Here is a 17,908-nt window from a genome sequence, read left to right as displayed (position 1 = left end):
CCTGCCCTGCCTGCCTAACCGTCAGCCGCGAATCGTGGCCGCGTGCGCCTGTTGCAACCGCGTGGTCACCGCGGCAACCGCCGCGTCCACGTCCTGGTCGGTCAGGGTGCGTGATTCTTCCTGCAGAATCAAGCCCATAGCGAGACTCTTGCATCCAGATTCCACGCCCTTGCCCTGGTAGACATCGAACAGCACGAGGTCGCGCAGGACCCTTCCGGCCGCTTCCCGGACGCTTGCCGACAAGGCCTGCCAAGTGACGTCCTGGGGCACCACGAAGGCGAGGTCGCGGCGGACCGAGGGGAACCGCGAGCGGGCGCCGGACTTCGGCAGCGGCCGGGTCACCAGCGGCTCGAGGTCGAGTTCGAACCCGACCACGTCGACATCGATTTCCAGCGCGCGCGCCAGCCGCGGATGGACTTGGCCGACCCAGCCCAGCCGCGTCGACTCGCCGTTGCTGTCGTGGCGGAACACGTCGGCTGAACGTCCCGGATGGGCCCAGTCGGGCGTTGAAGGACGGAACTCGAGCCGCGCACCGGACAGGGCCGCCAGACTCTCCAGGTCACCCTTCAGGTCATGGAAGCCGACCGGTCGGGAGGGCGCGCCCCACTGCTCGGCGCCGGCGTTGCCACAGGCGACGGCGGCGACACGGAGCGTATGCAACGGGGCGGCGCCGGCCTGGGCGGTGAACACGTTGCCGATCTCGAACATCCGCACGCGCGACTGTTGGCGCGCGGTATTGCGCCCCAGCGCCGACACCAGCCCCGGCAGCAGCGAAGTGCGCATGACGCCCAGCTCCGCGCTGAGCGGATTGGCGAGCGCGACGCTTTGCCCGGTTGCTCCCCACGCCTGCAGCAGACTGGCATCGACGAAGGCGTAGTTGATCGCTTCCAGGAAGTCCCGTGCCGCGAGCTGGCGGCGCACCACCCCGCCGTCGACGCGGGTCTCGCTCGGCGCGACCAGCCGCGCGGCACCCGACGGTAAGGTGGTCGGGATGGCGTCGTAGCCGTGGATCCGCGCAACCTCTTCGATCAGGTCCTCCTCGATCGCAAGATCGAAGCGGCGGCTTGGCGGCGTCACGCGCCAGCCCAGCGGATCCGATTCCACCGCCAGGCCCAGCGCCCCGAGGATGCGCGCCACCTCGCTGTCGGCAACGGCGAGGCCGAGCACCCGGGCAAGCCGGTCACGCCGCAGCAGGATCGGTCGCGGCGGCGCCAGATGCGCCTCGAGCGCGGCCTCGACCACCGGCCCGGGCACGCCGCCGGCCGCGTCGAGGATCAACCGGGTGGCGTACTCGAGCGCGATCCGGGGCAGCTCCGGGTCGACACCGCGTTCGAACCGGTGCGCGGCGTCGGTGTGCAGGCCGAGCTTGCGGCTGCGGCCGATGATCGCCTCGGGCGCAAAGTGCGCTGATTCGAGGAACACGTTGCGGCTGGCCTCGGTCACGCGGGTGTCGAAACCGCCCATCACCCCGGCCAGCGCGACCGGCCGGTCGGCGTCGGTGACGAGCAGGAAATCGCCATCCAGCGGGGCGTCGCGTCCATCGAGCAGCTTCAGGGATTCGCCCGCGCGTGCCCGACGTACACCCACCGGACCGGTCAACGTGTCGCGGTCGAACGCGTGCATCGGCTGGCCGAGTTCCAGCATCACGTACTGGGTCACGTCGACCAGCAGCGAGACCGGGCGGACGCCGCTGCGGCGCAGGCGCTCGGCAATGCGCCAAGGGGTCGGCGCGGACGCGTCGACGCCTTCGATCACGCGACCGCAATAGCGCGGGGCGTCGGCGCCGGCTTGCAGCTCGATCGGCAGGCTGGCCTGAGACACGGCCGGCACCGGCTCGACTTCGAACGAAGCGACTTCGCTGCCGGACGCGGCGGCGACGTCGTACGCGGTTCCGCGCACGCCGAAACAGTCGGCGCGATTGGGCGTCAGTTTGATCTCGATGCTGGCGTCGGGCAGGCCCAGCAGGGTAGCCATCGGCTGGCCGACCACCGCATCGGCGGGCAACTCGAGCAGGCCGGACGCATCGACGTCGGTCCCCAGCTCCTTCGCCGAGCACAGCATCCCGAACGACTCGACACCACGCAGCTTGGCCGGCGTGATCGCCATGCCACCGGGGAGCACCGCGCCGACCTTCGCGAGTGGGGCCTTGAGGCCGGCACGGGCGTTGGGCGCGCCGCAGACGATCTGCACGGTTTCGCCGCCACCCGCGTCGACCGTGCACACCTGCAGCCGGTCGGCCTCGGGGTGCTTCTCGGCACTCACGATCTCGGCCACCACCACCCCGTCCAGTGTCCCGCCGAGGTCGGTCACCTCTTCGACCTCCAGCCCGATCGCGGTCAACGTCGCGACCAGTTGCTCGCGGCTGGCGGTGGTGGGCACGTGCTGGCGCAGCCAGTTCTCGGAAAACTTCATGGTTTTCGTCCTTTCCCGGTGGCGTCAGGCGAACTGGCGCAGGAAGCGCACGTCGTTCTCGAAGAAGCTGCGCAGGTCGTCGACCCCGTAGCGCAGCATCGCGAAGCGCTCGACACCCAGCCCGAAGGCGTAGCCGGTGTACTTCTCCGGGTCGATGCCGACGTTGCGGAGTACGTTCGGGTGGACCATCCCGCAGCCCAGCACCTCCAGCCACCGTGTGGATCCGTCCGGCTGCTGCCAGGCGATGTCGACCTCGGCCGACGGCTCGGTGAAGGGGAAATAGCTCGGGCGGAAGCGCATCTCGAAATCGCGCTCGAAGAACGCACGAACGAACTCGGCCAAGGTGCCCTTGAGGTCGGCGAAGCTGGCGTGCTCGTCGACCAGCAGGCCTTCGACCTGGTGGAACATCGGCGTGTGGGTCTGGTCGCTGTCGCTGCGGTAGACCTTGCCTGCCGCGATCATCCGCAGCGGCGGTTGGCCGCCGGTTGCCAGCAGGTCCTGCATGTAGCGCACCTGCACGCCCGAGGTGTGGGTGCGCAGGAGCCGGCCGTCATCGAAGTAGAAGGTGTCGTGCATCGCCCGCGCCGGATGGTGTGGCGGGAAATTGAGTGCCTCGAAGTTGTGCCAGTCGTCCTCGATCTCGGGGCCGTCGGACAGCTCGAAGCCGAGGCGCCCGAAGATGTCGGTGATGCGCTCGAGCGTGCGGCTCACCGGATGCAGCCCGCCGCGGCCGGAGTCGATGCCCGGCAGGGTGACGTCGATGGTTTCGTCGGCGAGTCGGGCATCCAGCGCGGCGGACTCGAGCGCCTGTTTGCGCTCGCCCAGCGCCGCCGACACGGTGTCGCGCGCCTCGTTGATCGCGGCGCCGGCCGCCTTGCGCTCCTCCGCCGGCAGCTTGCCCAGCTGCTTGAGCTGGCCGGTGATGGTGCCGGACTTGCCGACCAGCGCGACCCGCAAGGCCTCGATGGCGGCCGGCGAGTCGGCGGCAGCGATGTCCGCCAGCGCCTGGCGGGTCAGGGTTTCGATCTCACTCATGCGCAATCCCGATGTCACCGAACCATTCCGTTTCAGGAGCGACATCGGTCGCGACCCGCCAAACGCTTGAGGCGATGTACAGGTCGCGACCGACGTCGCTTCTACAGGAAGCCCATTCCAAAAACGAACATGGGGAAGGACTTGCGCCCTTCCCCATGCGTTTACTGCCATGTACGTCCGCCTACAGGACCACCTGGGTCCCTGCCGGCGGGCGACACACTTACGCTGCGAGCGCGCCCTTGGCCTTCTCGGTCAGCGCGGCAAAACCCGCCGCGTCGTGCACGGCGATGTCCGCCAGCACCTTGCGGTCGAGGGTGATGCCGGCCTTCAGGAGACCATTCATAAAGCGGCTGTAGCTCATGCCGTTGGCGCGGGACGCCGCATTGATGCGGGTGATCCACAGCGAACGGAAATTGCGCTTCTTCTGCTTGCGGCCGATGTAGGCGTACTGCAACGCCTTGGTGACCGCCTGCTTGGCGACGCGGAAGACCTTGCGGCGGGCGTGGTAGTAGCCCTTGGCCTGCTTGAGGATCTTCTTGTGGCGACGACGCGCCTGCACACCACGTTTGACTCGTGCCATTTCTCAGTCCTCCTCAGGCGTACGGCAACATGCGGGTGATACGACCGGCATCCTCGGCGCGGACGTGGTTCGTCTGCCGCAGGTTGCGCTTCCGCTTGGTCGCCTTCTTGGTGAGGATGTGGCTACGGTTGGCGTGGCCGCACTTGAACTTGCCGGACGCGGTCTTGCGAAAACGCTTGGCCGCCCCGCGGTGGGTCTTGATCTTGGGCATTGCGAATGTCCTTACGGGTTCTTGTCACTGGCCTGGGCGGTGGCTCGCGCCACGCTTTCCGTCCTGCCCAACACCGGCTTGTAAGTCGTTGACCCGAAAGGGATCCGCGACAGGTCCTGGCTGCACTTCACTTCAAACACACAACAAACCCCGGCGAACCGGGCCGGCCATTATGCCGTCCGCCTGCCGGGGTTGCAAATACTTCTTCGAAATCAGTCGCTTCGGGCGCCAGCCCGGAGCGCGGACCTCAGACCTTCTTCTTGGGCGCGATCATCATGACCATCTGACGCCCTTCGAGCCTCGGGCGCGATTCGATCACGATGTCCTCGCCGAGGTCGGCCTCGATCCGGGCGGCCATCTCGCGGCCGAGCTCCTGATGGCTCATCTCGCGGCCACGGAAGCGAATGTTGACCTTGATCTTGTCCCCTTCCTCCAGGAACCCGCGCATCTTGCGCAGCTTGATCTGGTAGTCGCCCTCGTCGGTCACGGGGCGGAACTTGACCTCCTTGATCTCGACCTGCTTCTGCTTCTTCTTGGCCGCGTTGGCCTTCTTCTGCAGGTCGAACATGAACTTGCCGAAATCCATCACGCGGCAGACCGGCGGGTCGCCGTGCGGCTGGATTTCGACCAGGTCGAGTCCTTCTTCCTGGGCAAGGCTCAGGGCTTCGTCGCGCGAGAGCACGCCAACCATCTCGCCGTCGCTGCCGATCACGCGCACTTTCGGGACGCGGATCTCCTGGTTCTTGCGGTTCCGCTTGTCGGGGGTACTGATATTGCAATCTCCGGTATCAATCGTGCCGGCCGCATCGGTGCGGCCGGGTCTCTGGTGGACGCTGCCTCAGCCGGCGTCCTCGTCACGTAAACGCGCGGCGAACTCGGCGGTGGTCATCAACCCCAAATCCTCCCCCCCGCGGGTCCGCACCGCAACCATGCCGTTCTCCTTCTCGCGGTCCCCGACCACCAGCAGGTACGGCACGCGCTGCAGCGTGTGCTCGCGAATCTTATAGCCGATTTTCTCGTTGCGCAAATCGCTTTGGACCCGGAACCCTTGATTTGCAAGGGATTTCCGGACCTCCTCGACGTGGTCGGCCTGGGCATCGGTGATGTTCATCACGACCGCCTGGACCGGTGCCAGCCAGGCCGGGAACTGGCCTGCATGGTGCTCGATCAGGATGCCGATGAAACGCTCCATCGACCCCACGATTGCGCGGTGCAGCATGACCGGGTGGCGCTTCTGGCTGTGCTCGTCGACGTACTCGGCGCCCAAGCGGCCCGGCATCATGAAGTCGACCTGCATCGTGCCCAGCTGCCAGGTGCGGCCGATCGCGTCACGCAGGTGGTACTCGATCTTCGGGCCGTAGAACGCGCCCTCGCCGGGCAGCTCCTCCCATTCCACCCCGGCCGAATGCAGCGCCGAGCGCAGCGCGTCCTCGGCCTTGTCCCAGGTCGCGTCGTCGCCCAGGCGCGGTTCAGGACGCAGGGCGAGCTTGACCTGCACGTCGGTGAAGCCGAAATCGGCGTAGACCGCCATCGCCTGGCGGTGGAACGCGGTCACCTCGGACTCGATCTGCCCCTCGGTGCAGAACACGTGGCCGTCGTCCTGGGTGAACCCGCGCACGCGCAGGATGCCGTGGAGCGCACCCGACGGCTCGTTGCGGTGGCAGGCGCCGAACTCGCCATAACGGATCGGGAGGTCGCGATAGCTGTGCAGGCCGTGGTTGAACACCTGCACGTGGCCCGGGCAGTTCATCGGCTTCAGCGCGTAGGTACGCTTCTCCGACTCGGTAAAGAACATGTTTTCCTGGTAGTTGTCCCAGTGGCCGGACTTCTGCCACAGCGACACGTCGAGGATCTGCGGGCAGCGCACTTCGTCGTAACCGGAATCCCGGTACACCTTGCGCATGTACTGCTCGACCACCTGCCAGATCGACCAGCCCTTGGGGTGCCAGAAGATGAGCCCGGGCGCCTCTTCCTGCAGATGGAACAGGTCCTGCTGCCTGGCGATCCTGCGGTGGTCGCGCTTCTCGGCTTCCTCCAGCTGGAGCAGGTAGGCCTTGAGATCCTTGTCGTTGAGCCAGGCGGTGCCGTAGATGCGGCTGAGCATCTGGTTGTTGTGGTCACCGCGCCAGTAGGCGCCGGCGACCTTCATCAGCTTGAAGCTGCGCAGCTTGTCGGTACCGGGCACGTGCGGGCCGCGGCACAGGTCGGTGAATTCGCCCTGGCTGTAGAGCGACAGGTCCTGGTCGGCCGGGATCGACTCGATGATCTCGGCCTTGTAGTGCTCGCCGATGCCCTTGAAGAACGCAACCGCCTCGTCGCGCGACTTGACGCTGCGGCTGACCGGCTGCGCCTCTTTCACGATCTTCTGCATCTCGGCCTCGATGGCCGGCAGGTCCTCGGGCGTGAACGGGCGCTCGTAGGCGAAGTCGTAATAGAACCCGTTGTCGATGACCGGGCCGATGGTCACCTGCGCGCCCGGGAACAGGCGCTGCACGGCCTGGGCAAGCAAGTGCGCGGTGGAATGGCGCAGCACCTCGAGCGCGTCGGGGTGCCTGTCGGTAACGATCTCGAGCGCGGCGTCGTGGTCGATCCGGAAGCCGGTGTCGACCAGCTTGCCGTCAACCTTGCCGGCCAGCGCGGCCTTGGCCAGGCCGGGGCCGATCGAGCCGGCGACGTCGGCGACGGAAACGGGGTGGTCGAATTCGCGGCGGGAACCGTCGGGGAGCGTGATTGCAATCATGGGGATCAGGGTTCGGGCTTCTGTAGGAGCGGGCAAACAAAAAGCGCCACGAGGGCGCCTGCGGATGCGGAAGCCTCGGGGCGTGTCAGCGTTGGCCGGTGGTAGTGTCCATGTCGCACGCTCGGCCGGCGCGTCGGCGCGGGCCACCTCGGTCGGGGCGACCGGGCCGGCCGCACCCCGCAATAGTCCGGAACGGGGCGCGGCAAGTCAACGCCGGCAAGGTGGGCCGTTTGCTTGCACCGAAACGCGAAAACAAAAACGGCCGGGGCAGACCCGGCCGTTTTCGCAACGTTCTGGTGGGCGGTACAGGGTTCGAACCTGTGACCCCTACCATGTCAAGGTAGTGCTCTACCGCTGAGCTAACCGCCCTTCGCCTTGAACAACCCGGCGAGAGGGCGCGCAGTTTAGCCCGCGGCGGGACCGTCGGCAATAGCCGCGAGCACGCCGGCCCACTATGCGGCGAAACCCTGCTCCTTGAGCCGGTGCAACTCGTCGCGGACCGATGCCGCCTGCTCGAACTCCAGGTCGCGGGCGTGCTGGTACATCTGCTGCTCGAGCTTCCTGATGCGTGCGGCCAGCTGGCCGGGGCTGAGCGCCGCGTACTCTGCAGCCTCTTCCGCCGCCTTGCGGGCACGGTTACGCCCTTTCAGCGAGTCCGGATCGACCCGCGCACCCTCCATCACATCGACGACCGGGCGGCTCACCGACTGCGGCGTGATGCCGTGTTCGGTGTTGTATTCGACCTGCTTGGCGCGACGGCGGTCGGTCTCTTCGATCGCCCGCTTCATCGAGTCGGTCATCCGGTCGGCGTACAGGATCGCCTTGCCGCGGACATTGCGCGCGGCGCGGCCGATGGTCTGGATCAGCGAGCCGGTCGAACGCAGGAAGCCTTCCTTGTCGGCGTCGAGGATCGCCACCAACGACACCTCGGGCATGTCCAGGCCCTCGCGCAGCAGGTTGATGCCGACCAGCACGTCGAACTTGCCGAGCCGCAGGTCGCGGATGATCTCGACGCGCTCGACCGTGTCGATATCCGAGTGCAGGTAGCGCACCCGGACGCCATGCTCGCCGAGGTATTCGGTCAGGTTCTCGGCCATGCGCTTGGTGAGCGTGGTAATCAACACGCGGTCGCCCATCGCGGTGCGCTTGGTGATTTCACCGAGCACGTCGTCGACCTGGGTCGCGACGGGCCGGATCTCCACCTCGGGGTCGATCAGCCCGGTGGGCCGCACGACCAGCTCGGTGACCTCGCCTGCCGAGTGCTCCAGTTCGTACTTGCCCGGCGTGGCGGACACGAAGATCGCCCGGGGCGAGCGCCCCTCCCATTCCTCGAACTTCAGCGGCCGGTTGTCCAGCGCCGACGGCAACCGGAACCCGAACTCCACCAGCGTCTCCTTGCGCGAGCGGTCGCCCTTGTACATCGCACCGACCTGGGGGACGGTCACGTGCGACTCGTCGCAGACCAGCAGCGCGTCCGGCGGGAGGTAGTCGAACAGGCACGGCGGCGGCTCGCCGGGCATGTGGCCGGTCAGGTGGCGGCTGTAGTTCTCGACACCGTTGCAGTAGCCGACCTCGGCCAGCATCTCCAGGTCGAACTGGGTGCGCTGGGCCAGCCGCTGCGCCTCGACGAGCTTGTTCTGCGCATACAGCTGCTCCAGCCGCACCCGGAGCTCGTCCTTGATCGCATCGACGGCGTCGAGCACCGTGCGGCGCGTGGTCACGTAATGGGACTTGGGGTAGATCGTGTAGCGCTGGAGCTTGCGCAGCGTCTCGCCGGTGAGGGGGTCGAACGCGGTGACGTTCTCGATCTCGCCGTCGAACAGCTCGATCCGCACGGCTTCCATCTCCGACTCGGCCGGGTGCACGTCGATCACCTCGCCCCGGACGCGGTAGGTGCCGCGTCGCAGCTCGGTGTCGTTTCGCGAGTACTGCATCTCGGTCAGGCGCCGGATCAGCTCCCGCTGGTCGATCCGTTCGCCGCGGACCATATGCAGCACCATCCGGAAGTATTCGTTGGGATCGCCGAGCCCGTAGATCGCCGAGACGGTGCAGACGATGATGCAGTCGCGCCGCTCCAGCAGCGCCTTGGTCGCCGACAGGCGCATCTGCTCGATGTGCTCGTTCACCGAACTGTCCTTCTCGATGAAGGTGTCCGATGACGCCACGTAGGCCTCGGGCTGGTAGTAGTCGTAATAGCTGACGAAGTACTCGACCGCGTTGTGCGGGAAGAACTGCTTGAACTCGCCGTACAGTTGCGCCGCCAGGGTCTTGTTGGGCGCCATGACCAGGGTCGGCTTTTGCACCCGCTGGATCACGTTGGCGATCGTGTACGTCTTGCCGGACCCCGTGACCCCAAGCAGGGTCTGGTGGGCCAGGCCCGCCTCGAAGCCGGCCGACAGCTTCTCGATGGCCTGCGGCTGGTCGCCGGCAGGCTGGTAGGGCGAGACGAGCTGGAACACACCCTCGCGAGCCGGCGCGTCCGGCGACGGGCTGGTCGTGGCGGGGATGTCGATCGAAGAGTCGGTCATCGCTCGTGGTATGGGGGACGAAACGCCCAGTGTAGGACCTCGTCGGGATGGGGGCGGACACGGGGTTTCCCTACCCCGCCGATTACCGGGCGCCGACTGCGGTTCAGCTGCTGTCGCCTGACGATGGCGCCTTGCTTACGGATGGAGCGAGGCGATGGCGCACGAAGCGCACATACGTACCGGCGGGTACACCCTGGTCGAACTGATGGTGACGCTGGCGGTGCTCACGGTGACGCTGACGATTGGCGTGCCCGCGTTTGCGGGCGTCATCCAGCGCGCCCGGGAGGCGAACGCCTACCACCTGCTGACAGCCTCCCTGGCCGCCGCCCGGATCGCCGCGGTGAAGGACGGAACCGCCGTGTCCGTGTGCCCGAGCCCCGACGGCGCCCGCTGTCGGGGCGACGGGGTCTGGGAAGGTGGCTGGATCGTCTACAGCGACCCGGGCGACGAGGGCCAGCCGCGGGATGCCCGGGCGGTACTCCAGCACGTCGAGGGCATCGGCCCGGGATTGGCCCTGCGAAGCTCAAGTGGGCGCAAGCGGGTCCGGTTCACCCCGGACGGCTGGTCGTACGGCCGCAACCTGAGCGTGAGGCTGTGCGGGCTCGAGGGGAGCCGCCTGCTCGGGAAGGTGGTGGTGAACAATGCGGGGCGGCCGCGGAGCGAGCGCTATGGCGCGGGAGAACCCTGCCCTTACCTGCTCTGAGGCCCCATACGCAAAAGGCCCGCATCGCTGCGAGCCTTCTGGAAGAACCTGGCGCCCGAAGTTGGACTCGAACCAACGACCCCCTGATTAACAGTCAAGTGCTCTAACCAGCTGAGCTATTCGGGCGGGACGCGCATTGTAATGCGCCTGTGGTCCGGGTCAAGTCCGACGGGGTGGACTTACCAGCATTCGGAGGCCGATCCGGCCGTGCCGGTGATCCCGCGGGTCCCGGTCTGGTCCAGCGACAGGGTCCCGCACTTGGTGTCCTTGGTGGCCTGATGGTTCTGCGGGGTCGCCGTAATGCTGTAGGTCCGCGCCGCCGACGCTGCGAGCGCAATGGCGTAGTGCCCCTGCAGCTCGTTCTGGCAGTCGCTGGCCGGGAGCGCGGCGCCGACGTAGGTCAGGTTCGTGGTGTAGTAGCGCTCCATGAACTGCGCGCCCTCCAACGCACAACCGGCTGCCGCGTTTCGACGGCTCTTGATCATCGCGAAGTCGTAGCTGGCATACGCGATGCCCGCCAGGATTGCGATGATCGCCACCACGATCATCAGCTCGATGAGGGTAAAGCCCGCGACCGCGCGGCGCGGAGTGCGAAAACTCTTGATCATCTGATTCACTTCCTCAGGACTTCACGCCAGGAAACCCGGCCGGACGAGGAGTCCGGGTTGATGCGGACCGAGCCGGTACCGCCGGAGGAGCCGCCGGCGCTCAGCAGCTTGTCGATCAGCACGCTGTCAGTGTTCATGCCCACGCCGAGGTCGATCGAACCGACCGCCTTGCCGTTGATCTCGTCGTCGCTGAACGACCCGTCTCCATCGACATCGAAGAAGTGCTCGCCAACGCTGCCACCGGTGAACGCATTGATCGCGTTGATGTAACCACGGCCGCCCGGTGTGCAAGGGTCGCTGCTGGGAATGATGCTGGAGGTGATGAACACCGGGCCCACGACCTGCGCATCGCCGATGATCCGTTCACCCTCGGCGAGCTGGTTGGGCGGGGTCAACAGGTCCACCAGCCAACCGCGCTTTCCGGCGGGCATCGTGACACTGGAGGACTCGAACGCCCGGACCGGCTTGCCGGCGATCGACCCGCTTTCGGTGATCGTGCGCTCCACCAGCAGGCCGTTCGCACCATCGTTGGCTGCCCGAGTTCCGATCGAGTCTCCGTCGATGATGCCGTACATGCTCTGCACAGCCTTGCTCGAAAGGTCCTCGTTGGTCAGCAGACGGCCCGTTCCGAAGAACACCCAGCGCTTGTAGTTGACCGGATCGATGCCCAACGACACCGCACCACTGATCGGCTGGCGGTTGCCGCTGGCATCCGTCGCAATGAAGAGCGGAGCGAAATTGTCGCTGTTTGCGTTGTTGATCTTGTTGGCCTTGTTGCCCGCGACGCCCCACGCGGACGCCGCGTCAGCCTCGAGGCTGAACTTCCAGACGTTGCCCTGCTGGTCACCTGCATAAACCAGGTCGACAGTGCCATTGCCGTCAGAGTCCCAGCCACGCGGTCCGGAAAGGCCATTGTTGGTGGCCGTGCTGGTCTGCAACTTAGTGACCGCCCCGGTGTCGACATCGACAATCCATAGGACCGAGCGGTCATTGGTGCTGTTGACGCCGTTACCGAAAATGACGCTGACGGAACCGTTGTTGAGACGGGCAACGATCGGTTCGCCCATCACCAGGCCCATGTCCGCGTCACCCGCGATGTCGAACTTGACGTCGGTCGCGGTGAACGAGGCCGGATTGGTCACGTCCAGGGCAAAGACGCCCTTGCCGCCGTGACCCAGCGTGCCCGCGAGGATGTTCCTGCCGTTCGGATACGTAACCGTCCTGGTCATGTTGCGATCGGACACCGTGATCGGACCATCGACGAAATAGCGGTGCGTGTAGCTGCGAGCACTCAGCTCCTTGAGCTGGGCCATCTGCACCCCACGCGGCACGTACGCGAAGACTTCCGCGCCGGTCGCCCCGTTGAAGGCATGCAGCATGCCGTCATTGGCACCGACATAGAGCGTGTCGGCATCCTTTGAATAGAACGGCGAGCTGTGGATCACGTCACCCAGCAGATGCGGGCGGTTCCTGAGGTCGCCGCCATTGGCTTCCTCGCCCGAGTCGTCGCCACGCAGGTAGTCGGCGATGCTGAAACCCTCCGCGCTGGTACCCAGCGCAGTCGCCTGGGCCGCCGTCGGGAAGGGGCCGCGGGTACCGGCGGCGTCGGTCGTGACGATCCTCCGCAAAGCCCATGCAGGAAACTCCTCGGAGGCCTTCCAGACGGGGCTGTTCTCGTTCACACCGCTCGCGGTAACCGGGTAGGCGATGATGTCGCCGCTCCAGCTCTCGCTGATGTACTTGGCTTGGAACAGCTTGGTCTCGGTGCTGATGGACGTGCTGCTGGCCGAAACGTTGGACCGGGAGCCGACGCGCTCACCGATCGTGGCGAGGGCGCTTTCCAGTGCCTTTGCAAAGGCGCTGGGGTCGGTCGCGGCTACGAATTCGCCGTGACCGTTGACGGCCGCATGCAGGAGGTCGTCGATGCGTTCGTCGTTCTCGGTGTCGGTCGGATCGGGCCAGTCGGTCAGGTCGGCGCCGTTCCGGCTGACACCGCCCTTATCGATCACCTGCTTGACCGACGACTGGTCCACCGTGCCGGTCAGGCCGATCGAGATGCCGAAGGTGACCATGTGTTGCCAGAACGCAGGGTTGAGAGCCGAGGTGGGAACGATGTTGTTCAGATCGGTCCGGAGGTCGGTCTTCCAGTAGTGCATCGCAACGTCCGCCAGCGTCGTCGAGGCACTGCCCTTGTAGGGCGCAACGGGGTCGTAGGTGTAGGTCTTGCCGGGCGAGCCATCAGCGTTGGCCGGCGCGGAGATCTTCGTCCCGGCGCTGGCGTCCGCATTGCCGACGCCGGAAGTCCCTGAGTTCCAGTAACCGTCGGTGGTCAAGATCGAGAAGTTCTGCCGGCACTGGAACTGCTTGCCGGACGAGTCCTTCGTGCCGCCATAAGGACCGGTATCACCGGTCTGGCTGAAATAGTTGCCCGCGCGCTGCAGCGCCGGAAGCAGCGGGGTGCCGTTGTATCCGCGTGCTTCGAACAGCCGGCTGAACCAGGTCGTCCGGTTGTTGCCGCGAAACAGACCGTTGTCCGTCGCTACCGGAATGAGGAACTCCGCGTTGTCATATCCGTCCCCGTTGGGACCCCAGATGGTCGTGAAACCGACCCGGTATTTCTCCCCATCCAGGCCCGAAAAAGCTTCACTGGCACCAGCTTTCGCAGCCTTCATGCGGGTGCGGTGATATGAAAACCAGACCGCGTAGTTGCCGCGTTCGTCAGTGTCAGACCGGTTGGTTGGCGTTGTGGCAGTGTGATTGCCCCATTCCCAGTCACCGTCCCACTGTTGCACGAGCTCGGAACGTCGCGTGGTCCCACCAGTGCGTAACTGATACCGGTAATAGTTCCGCTGCGATGCGAGATAGGTGGCATCCGTGCTGGACGGGTCCTTTGGAACATAGAACGTCTGGGTGCCACCACACACTTCACGGTTTGCGCCGTTCCGGTCGACCCATTCGCAACTATCGCTACTCGCCAGGTTGATCGTCCCGCCGGAGGCGCGACTGAGATCTGCATATGCGGCGGCGTAAGTGGTACCACCGGTCAGACGATTTCCGTCGGCACCCTTCCAGGGCAGGTAGGTGGTCGCAGGGTTGTAGTAGACGGAGTTGTGGACGTATGTCCGGTCTTTCCAATCGCTGATCGAATCGCCCGGCATCGCATCGAACACCATCGAGCCGGAGTCGTCGAGGATGAACAGGATGTTCGGCGGGATCCCGTTTCCGGCTCCCGGTGGGGTCGAGGGCAGCGTCAGCCCAGCCGATGCGGGCAGGGCCACGAAGGTGGCGAGTGCGGCGACAAGCGGCGCGCTCCAGCGGGACGGATGTTGGCGTCGGGCATTGGTCTTCATGGGGGTCCTGCTCATGAGCCGGCGAAGCTCGCCTGGAGGATGACGGTGGCCCGTCCTTCCGCGGTGCTGCGCGCGGTGATGCGATAGCGGGGACGCATGCAGCTGGGATGGCGCGGAATCTCGCGATCGCACAGCGGCCAGCCGGGGGCCTCGTCCATGTACTCGACGAAGTACTGCGGGGTGCCGCCGAGCACGCTGACCTGGGTGGCGTCGACCCATCCATTGAAGTTGGGATCGTCCGCGCGCTCGGGCTTGTTCTCGGCCGGAACCGGCGTCGCGCAGAGGCCCTGGTTGCAGGTATCGGCCAGGGTCGGGAACGCCGCGAGCGTGCCGGGCTGCAGCAGCCGCGTCTCCGCCTCGCGCAGCGCCGCCTCGGCGGCCTGGAACCCGATACTGCGGTCATACATGTTTGCGCTCATGCGTTCTTCCATGAGCGTTCCGCGCAGGCTGGCGAGTCCGAGCAGGGTCATCACCAGCAGCAGGATCAACACCACGATAAGGGCGGCGCCGCGCTCTTGGCAGGGCGCGCCGGGGTTCGGGAATCGGCTCATGACGTACGGTTCCGGAGGTTGACGACGTGGGAAATGTCACGGGTCAGCTGGCCCCCGTCGGTACCGACGTTCTCGCGTCCCTGGACAGTGAGCGTGATGCGCACTGCGGTGACGTTTTGCCATGCCAGTCCGGCGGCCGCGTCGACGTAGTCGGGCGCGCCGTCGACCAGGAACTGGATCTGCATGTCCTGGATGCCCTCGGACACTTCCTCGCGCGCCGCGGTCACGCCCTTGTCCATCGTTTGCCGGTACAGCGAGCGTCCCCCGCGGCCGTTGTCCGCCACGAACCAGCGCGCGGCGTGCAGCTTCACCACTATCGACCTGGGACCGTACTCCTTGAACGTACCGTTGGTCGTGCACTCGACCGGCAAACCCAGACCCTTGGTGCAGTTACCGGGACCACTCTTCACATTGCCGGTGTTGTGGACGATCGTGACATTGGAAGAGTTGGCGCCCGTGGCCTGGAAAATCGAGGCTTGGCCATAGTCGCAGACCATCAGGATGTCGAAGTCCTCGATCCCGTGGTCGCTGGTGTTGACCTTGAACTGCGCGGAGTTCGTGGTGTGGGCGGTCACCGTTACACCACCGGAAGTGCCGGACATCAACTCGATGGCATCCGTCCCGGCGGCCGTTCCCGCAAGAGCGCCGTTGTCATAACCGACGATGCCCGCGGCCCAGTTCGCCCACCACGACGCCCCCGGGTTCTTGAGCACATTGGCGGTCGGCAGGTTGGATGCGCACGGGTTGCCAGCTGCTTCCCGGACCTCCCTCGCCATCAACTCGAAGGCGACCCGTCCATTCTCCTGCAGGCGGGCCAGGCTCTCGGTCGTGCGATAGGTCTGCTGGTTCGACACGAACACGCCGATGGCCCCGCCGACAACCAGCAATCCCAGCACCATCGAGATCATCAATTCGATGAGGCTGAGGCCAGCCTGGGGATGGCGCATGTGGACATCACGGATGGTCTTCATAGGCGGGTCACCGTCTGGATCTGCTGTTCTTCCGCACCTTCGGTGCCGCGCGTGTCGTCCCAGCGGACGGTGATGGTGCAGTTGCGGGACTGGCTGCCGGCGATGACGTCGCACTGGATCCGTCCGCAGGCATCCTCGCCCATGCTTTCCTCGATCGAGGCCAGCCAGCGCGCCTGGTCCGCCGCGACCAGCGAGCCCGGAGCGGCAGGCGGATCACAGACGAAGTCGGCGGTGTTGTAGGTACCTGCGCGCGCGACATCCAGGTTTGCCCGCATCGCATCGAGGATGCCGTAGCTCTGGATGACCGCCTGGCTGCGCTCGAGCGAACTCTGGCTGTTGCGCAACGCGGTGGCCTGCATCGCGGCAATGCCCAGCAGACCGATCGCCATGACCAGTACCGCGATCAGCACCTCGATGAGGCCAACGCCACGCGCGGCGCTACGCGGGGCGCGGGAGCGCGAAAACCGCCTGTGGCGGGCGGCCGGGAAAGTGATCATTGGCATGCTCCGCCACCGTTCTCGGGGTCCGTGGAAATCCGGCTGCCTGCGCCGATTGAAACCACCCGCACGTTTTGCGCCGGCGAGGTGGTGGGTATGCAGAAGCGATAGGACGTCGCGAGCAATGCGCCGTTCGGGGCGTCGCCGTCACGGCCGAAACCGTCCGAGCCGAAGACGACATCGAGGTCTCCCGAGAACTCCACCGAGGGGTTCGGGAAACCCGCACGGATCACCTCGCCAGCGTCGGCGGCCTTGTTCGCGTTGGCGTCGACGAACGCAACCAGTGAGCCGGCATTGCCATCGCACCCGCGGCACACATTGACCCGCCGATTGCTGCGCACGGCCTCCATGCGTGCCGACTGGAGCGTGGCGACCAGCTCGTTGGCCGCACTCGCCAGCCGATTGCTGTTGATGATCGAGGTGAAACTCGGCGTGGCGATGGCCAGCAGGATGGCCGCGACGGCCACCGTAACCATCAGTTCGACCAGCGTGAATCCGCCGGAAAGCCGCCGGCCGCTCGCAGGCATGCCAATACTGGAATCAATGGATTGCATTGCCCCTCCCCAGGGTGCTCCGGACGCCAAGTTAGCCAACCCGCCGATGTCTAGCCAGCCACCGCCGATGGATGGTGCGACAGACGGGACGAGCGGTGATGGGCAACGATCAGCCGCGATCGTGCATCATGCGGCGACTATGCGCGAGCACCCGCCCCACCCGCTTGACGCCCTCTGGCAGGCACCGGCGATCATCTGGGTCCTGCTGGCCGGCGAATGCCTCGCCGGCATCCTGGCCCTCGCCCCGGGCATGAGCGGCAGCCGCTGGATCTATTTCGGACTGGCCTCGCTGGTGGTGCAGTGGGTGGCGTTGCTTACGCTGGGCACGCTTTACCTGACGCGCAACCTGCTCACCGGGCTTCGGCCCCTCCGGCTGGCCTGGCTGGCCGTGGGCATGCTGCTGGCCAATACGTGGCTGGTGGCGTGGCTGGCGTGGTGGCTCATGGGTGACGCATGGCCCGTCGCCGCGGACGGCTGGCCGGCATTGGTTGCCCGTCTCACCGGCATCGCCCTCGCCGTCGGCTTCCTCGGCCTGGCCGCCTTCCAGAATCACTGGCGCGGGCGGCTGCATGCGGTGCGGGCCAAGCAGTCGGAGCTGCAGGCCCTGCAGGCCCGCATCCGCCCGCACTTCCTGTTCAACACGCTCAACACCGGGGCGGCGCTGGTGCACCAGCGGCCGGAGGAGGCGGAGCGGCTTCTGCTGGACTTGGCGGACCTGTTCCGGGCGGCGCTGGCCGGGCCGCGGCAGATCCTGCTGGAGGACGAGCTCTCCCTCGCCCGGCGCTATCTCGAGATCGAGGCGCTGCGCTTCGGCGAGCGGTTGCAGGTACGCTGGGAGCTGCCGCGGGTGCTGCCCGGGGTGACCGTGCCGGCGCTGTCGATCCAGCCGCTGGTCGAGAACGCGATCCGCCACGGCGCCGAGCGCATGGCACGCGGCGATGTGGAGGTGGCCGTCTCAACGACACCGGACACGGTCGTCGTGCGGATCAGCAACCCCCTTCCGGAGGCCGGCGGGACCGCCGTGCCGGGGCACCGGGTGGGACTCAACGCCTCGCAGGTGAGGATCGAGGCGCTGACCGGCGGGCGCGGCAGCGTCCGCACCGAGACAATCGGCGGACGCTACGTGGCGACGGTGCGGTTGCCGGTCGGGCCGGCCTGAGTCCCGGGA

Annotated in this window: 15 protein-coding genes and 2 tRNA genes; 2 read left to right on the top strand and 15 right to left on the bottom strand. The window is 66.5% G+C overall.

Features of this window, described 5'->3' with window-relative positions:
* Window positions 1–21: 21 nt before the first annotated feature.
* From pheT to uvrB, 8 genes are all read right to left on the bottom strand, one after another.
* Window positions 22–2,412 carry a phenylalanine--tRNA ligase subunit beta gene (gene pheT, locus KOD61_RS04545; RefSeq protein ID WP_215219860.1) on the bottom strand — a complete coding sequence of 797 codons (2,391 nt, stop codon included), beginning with the start codon at window positions 2,410–2,412 and terminating at the stop codon, window positions 22–24.
* Between the two features lie 24 nt (window positions 2,413–2,436).
* The gene (gene pheS / locus KOD61_RS04540) at window positions 2,437–3,447 is read right to left on the bottom strand and encodes a phenylalanine--tRNA ligase subunit alpha (protein WP_215219859.1); all 1,011 of its coding nucleotides are present in this window, start codon (window positions 3,445–3,447) and stop codon (window positions 2,437–2,439) included.
* 220 nt (window positions 3,448–3,667) lie between these two features.
* Window positions 3,668–4,027: a 50S ribosomal protein L20 gene (gene rplT / locus KOD61_RS04535; protein ID WP_215219858.1), complete on the bottom strand. Its 360-nt coding sequence runs from the start codon at window positions 4,025–4,027 to the stop codon at window positions 3,668–3,670.
* A gap of 13 nt (window positions 4,028–4,040) precedes the next feature.
* On the bottom strand, window positions 4,041–4,238 hold the full coding sequence (rpmI, locus tag KOD61_RS04530; RefSeq protein ID WP_036207173.1) for a 50S ribosomal protein L35: 198 nt from the start codon (window positions 4,236–4,238) through the stop codon (window positions 4,041–4,043).
* A gap of 247 nt (window positions 4,239–4,485) precedes the next feature.
* A complete protein-coding gene (gene infC, locus KOD61_RS04525) occupies window positions 4,486–5,010 on the bottom strand; it encodes a translation initiation factor IF-3 (RefSeq protein ID WP_251370689.1) in 525 nt (174 codons plus the stop codon).
* Between the two features lie 66 nt (window positions 5,011–5,076).
* On the bottom strand, window positions 5,077–6,978 hold the full coding sequence (gene thrS, locus KOD61_RS04520; RefSeq protein WP_215219857.1) for a threonine--tRNA ligase: 1,902 nt from the start codon (window positions 6,976–6,978) through the stop codon (window positions 5,077–5,079).
* A 294-nt stretch (window positions 6,979–7,272) separates the two neighbouring features.
* Window positions 7,273–7,347 (bottom strand) — tRNA-Val (locus KOD61_RS04515).
* Window positions 7,348–7,430: 83 nt separating this feature from the next.
* Window positions 7,431–9,506, bottom strand: a complete 2,076-nt coding sequence (uvrB, locus tag KOD61_RS04510) for an excinuclease ABC subunit UvrB (protein WP_215219856.1) — start codon at window positions 9,504–9,506, stop codon at window positions 7,431–7,433.
* 154 nt (window positions 9,507–9,660) lie between these two features.
* Here uvrB and KOD61_RS04505 point away from each other — a divergent pair, with 154 nt between their 5' ends.
* Window positions 9,661–10,209, top strand: a complete 549-nt coding sequence (locus tag KOD61_RS04505) for a GspH/FimT family pseudopilin (RefSeq protein ID WP_215220288.1) — start codon at window positions 9,661–9,663, stop codon at window positions 10,207–10,209.
* A gap of 49 nt (window positions 10,210–10,258) precedes the next feature.
* Here the strand turns inward: KOD61_RS04505 and KOD61_RS04500 are convergent.
* The 7 genes from KOD61_RS04500 to KOD61_RS04470 all read right to left on the bottom strand — a co-directional run bounded on the left by KOD61_RS04500 (window position 10,259) and on the right by KOD61_RS04470 (window position 16,740).
* Window positions 10,259–10,335: transfer RNA gene (locus KOD61_RS04500), tRNA-Asn, on the bottom strand.
* A 53-nt stretch (window positions 10,336–10,388) separates the two neighbouring features.
* Entirely contained in the window at window positions 10,389–10,817 is a 429-nt protein-coding gene (locus KOD61_RS04495; protein WP_215219855.1) for a type IV pilin protein, read from the bottom strand.
* Window positions 10,818–10,822: 5 nt separating this feature from the next.
* Window positions 10,823–14,167 carry a pilus assembly protein gene (locus tag KOD61_RS04490; protein ID WP_251370659.1) on the bottom strand — a complete coding sequence of 1,115 codons (3,345 nt, stop codon included), beginning with the start codon at window positions 14,165–14,167 and terminating at the stop codon, window positions 10,823–10,825.
* A gap of 11 nt (window positions 14,168–14,178) precedes the next feature.
* A complete protein-coding gene (locus KOD61_RS04485; protein ID WP_215219854.1) occupies window positions 14,179–14,718 on the bottom strand; it encodes a pilus assembly PilX family protein in 540 nt (179 codons plus the stop codon).
* Complete coding sequence (locus tag KOD61_RS04480) at window positions 14,715–15,689, bottom strand: PilW family protein (protein ID WP_215219853.1); 975 nt, start codon at window positions 15,687–15,689, stop codon at window positions 14,715–14,717. Before KOD61_RS04480 ends, KOD61_RS04485 begins: the two co-directional genes overlap by 4 nt.
* Window positions 15,686–16,186: a type IV pilus modification protein PilV gene (pilV, locus tag KOD61_RS04475; RefSeq protein WP_215219852.1), complete on the bottom strand. Its 501-nt coding sequence runs from the start codon at window positions 16,184–16,186 to the stop codon at window positions 15,686–15,688. The genes KOD61_RS04480 and pilV overlap by 4 nt, the downstream gene beginning before the upstream one ends.
* Window positions 16,183–16,740, bottom strand: coding sequence for a GspH/FimT family pseudopilin (locus KOD61_RS04470; protein WP_215219851.1), 558 nt, complete (start codon window positions 16,738–16,740; stop codon window positions 16,183–16,185). The genes pilV and KOD61_RS04470 overlap by 4 nt, the downstream gene beginning before the upstream one ends.
* A 139-nt stretch (window positions 16,741–16,879) precedes the next feature.
* Here KOD61_RS04470 and KOD61_RS04465 point away from each other — a divergent pair, with 139 nt between their 5' ends.
* A complete protein-coding gene (locus KOD61_RS04465) occupies window positions 16,880–17,899 on the top strand; it encodes a sensor histidine kinase (RefSeq protein WP_215219850.1) in 1,020 nt (339 codons plus the stop codon).
* Window positions 17,900–17,908: the final 9 nt, after the last annotated feature.

It is taken from the genome of Lysobacter luteus (assembly GCF_907164845.1).
Taxonomy (GTDB): domain Bacteria; phylum Pseudomonadota; class Gammaproteobacteria; order Xanthomonadales; family Xanthomonadaceae; genus Novilysobacter; species Novilysobacter luteus.
This window is presented reverse-complemented; position numbering and strand designations above follow the sequence as displayed.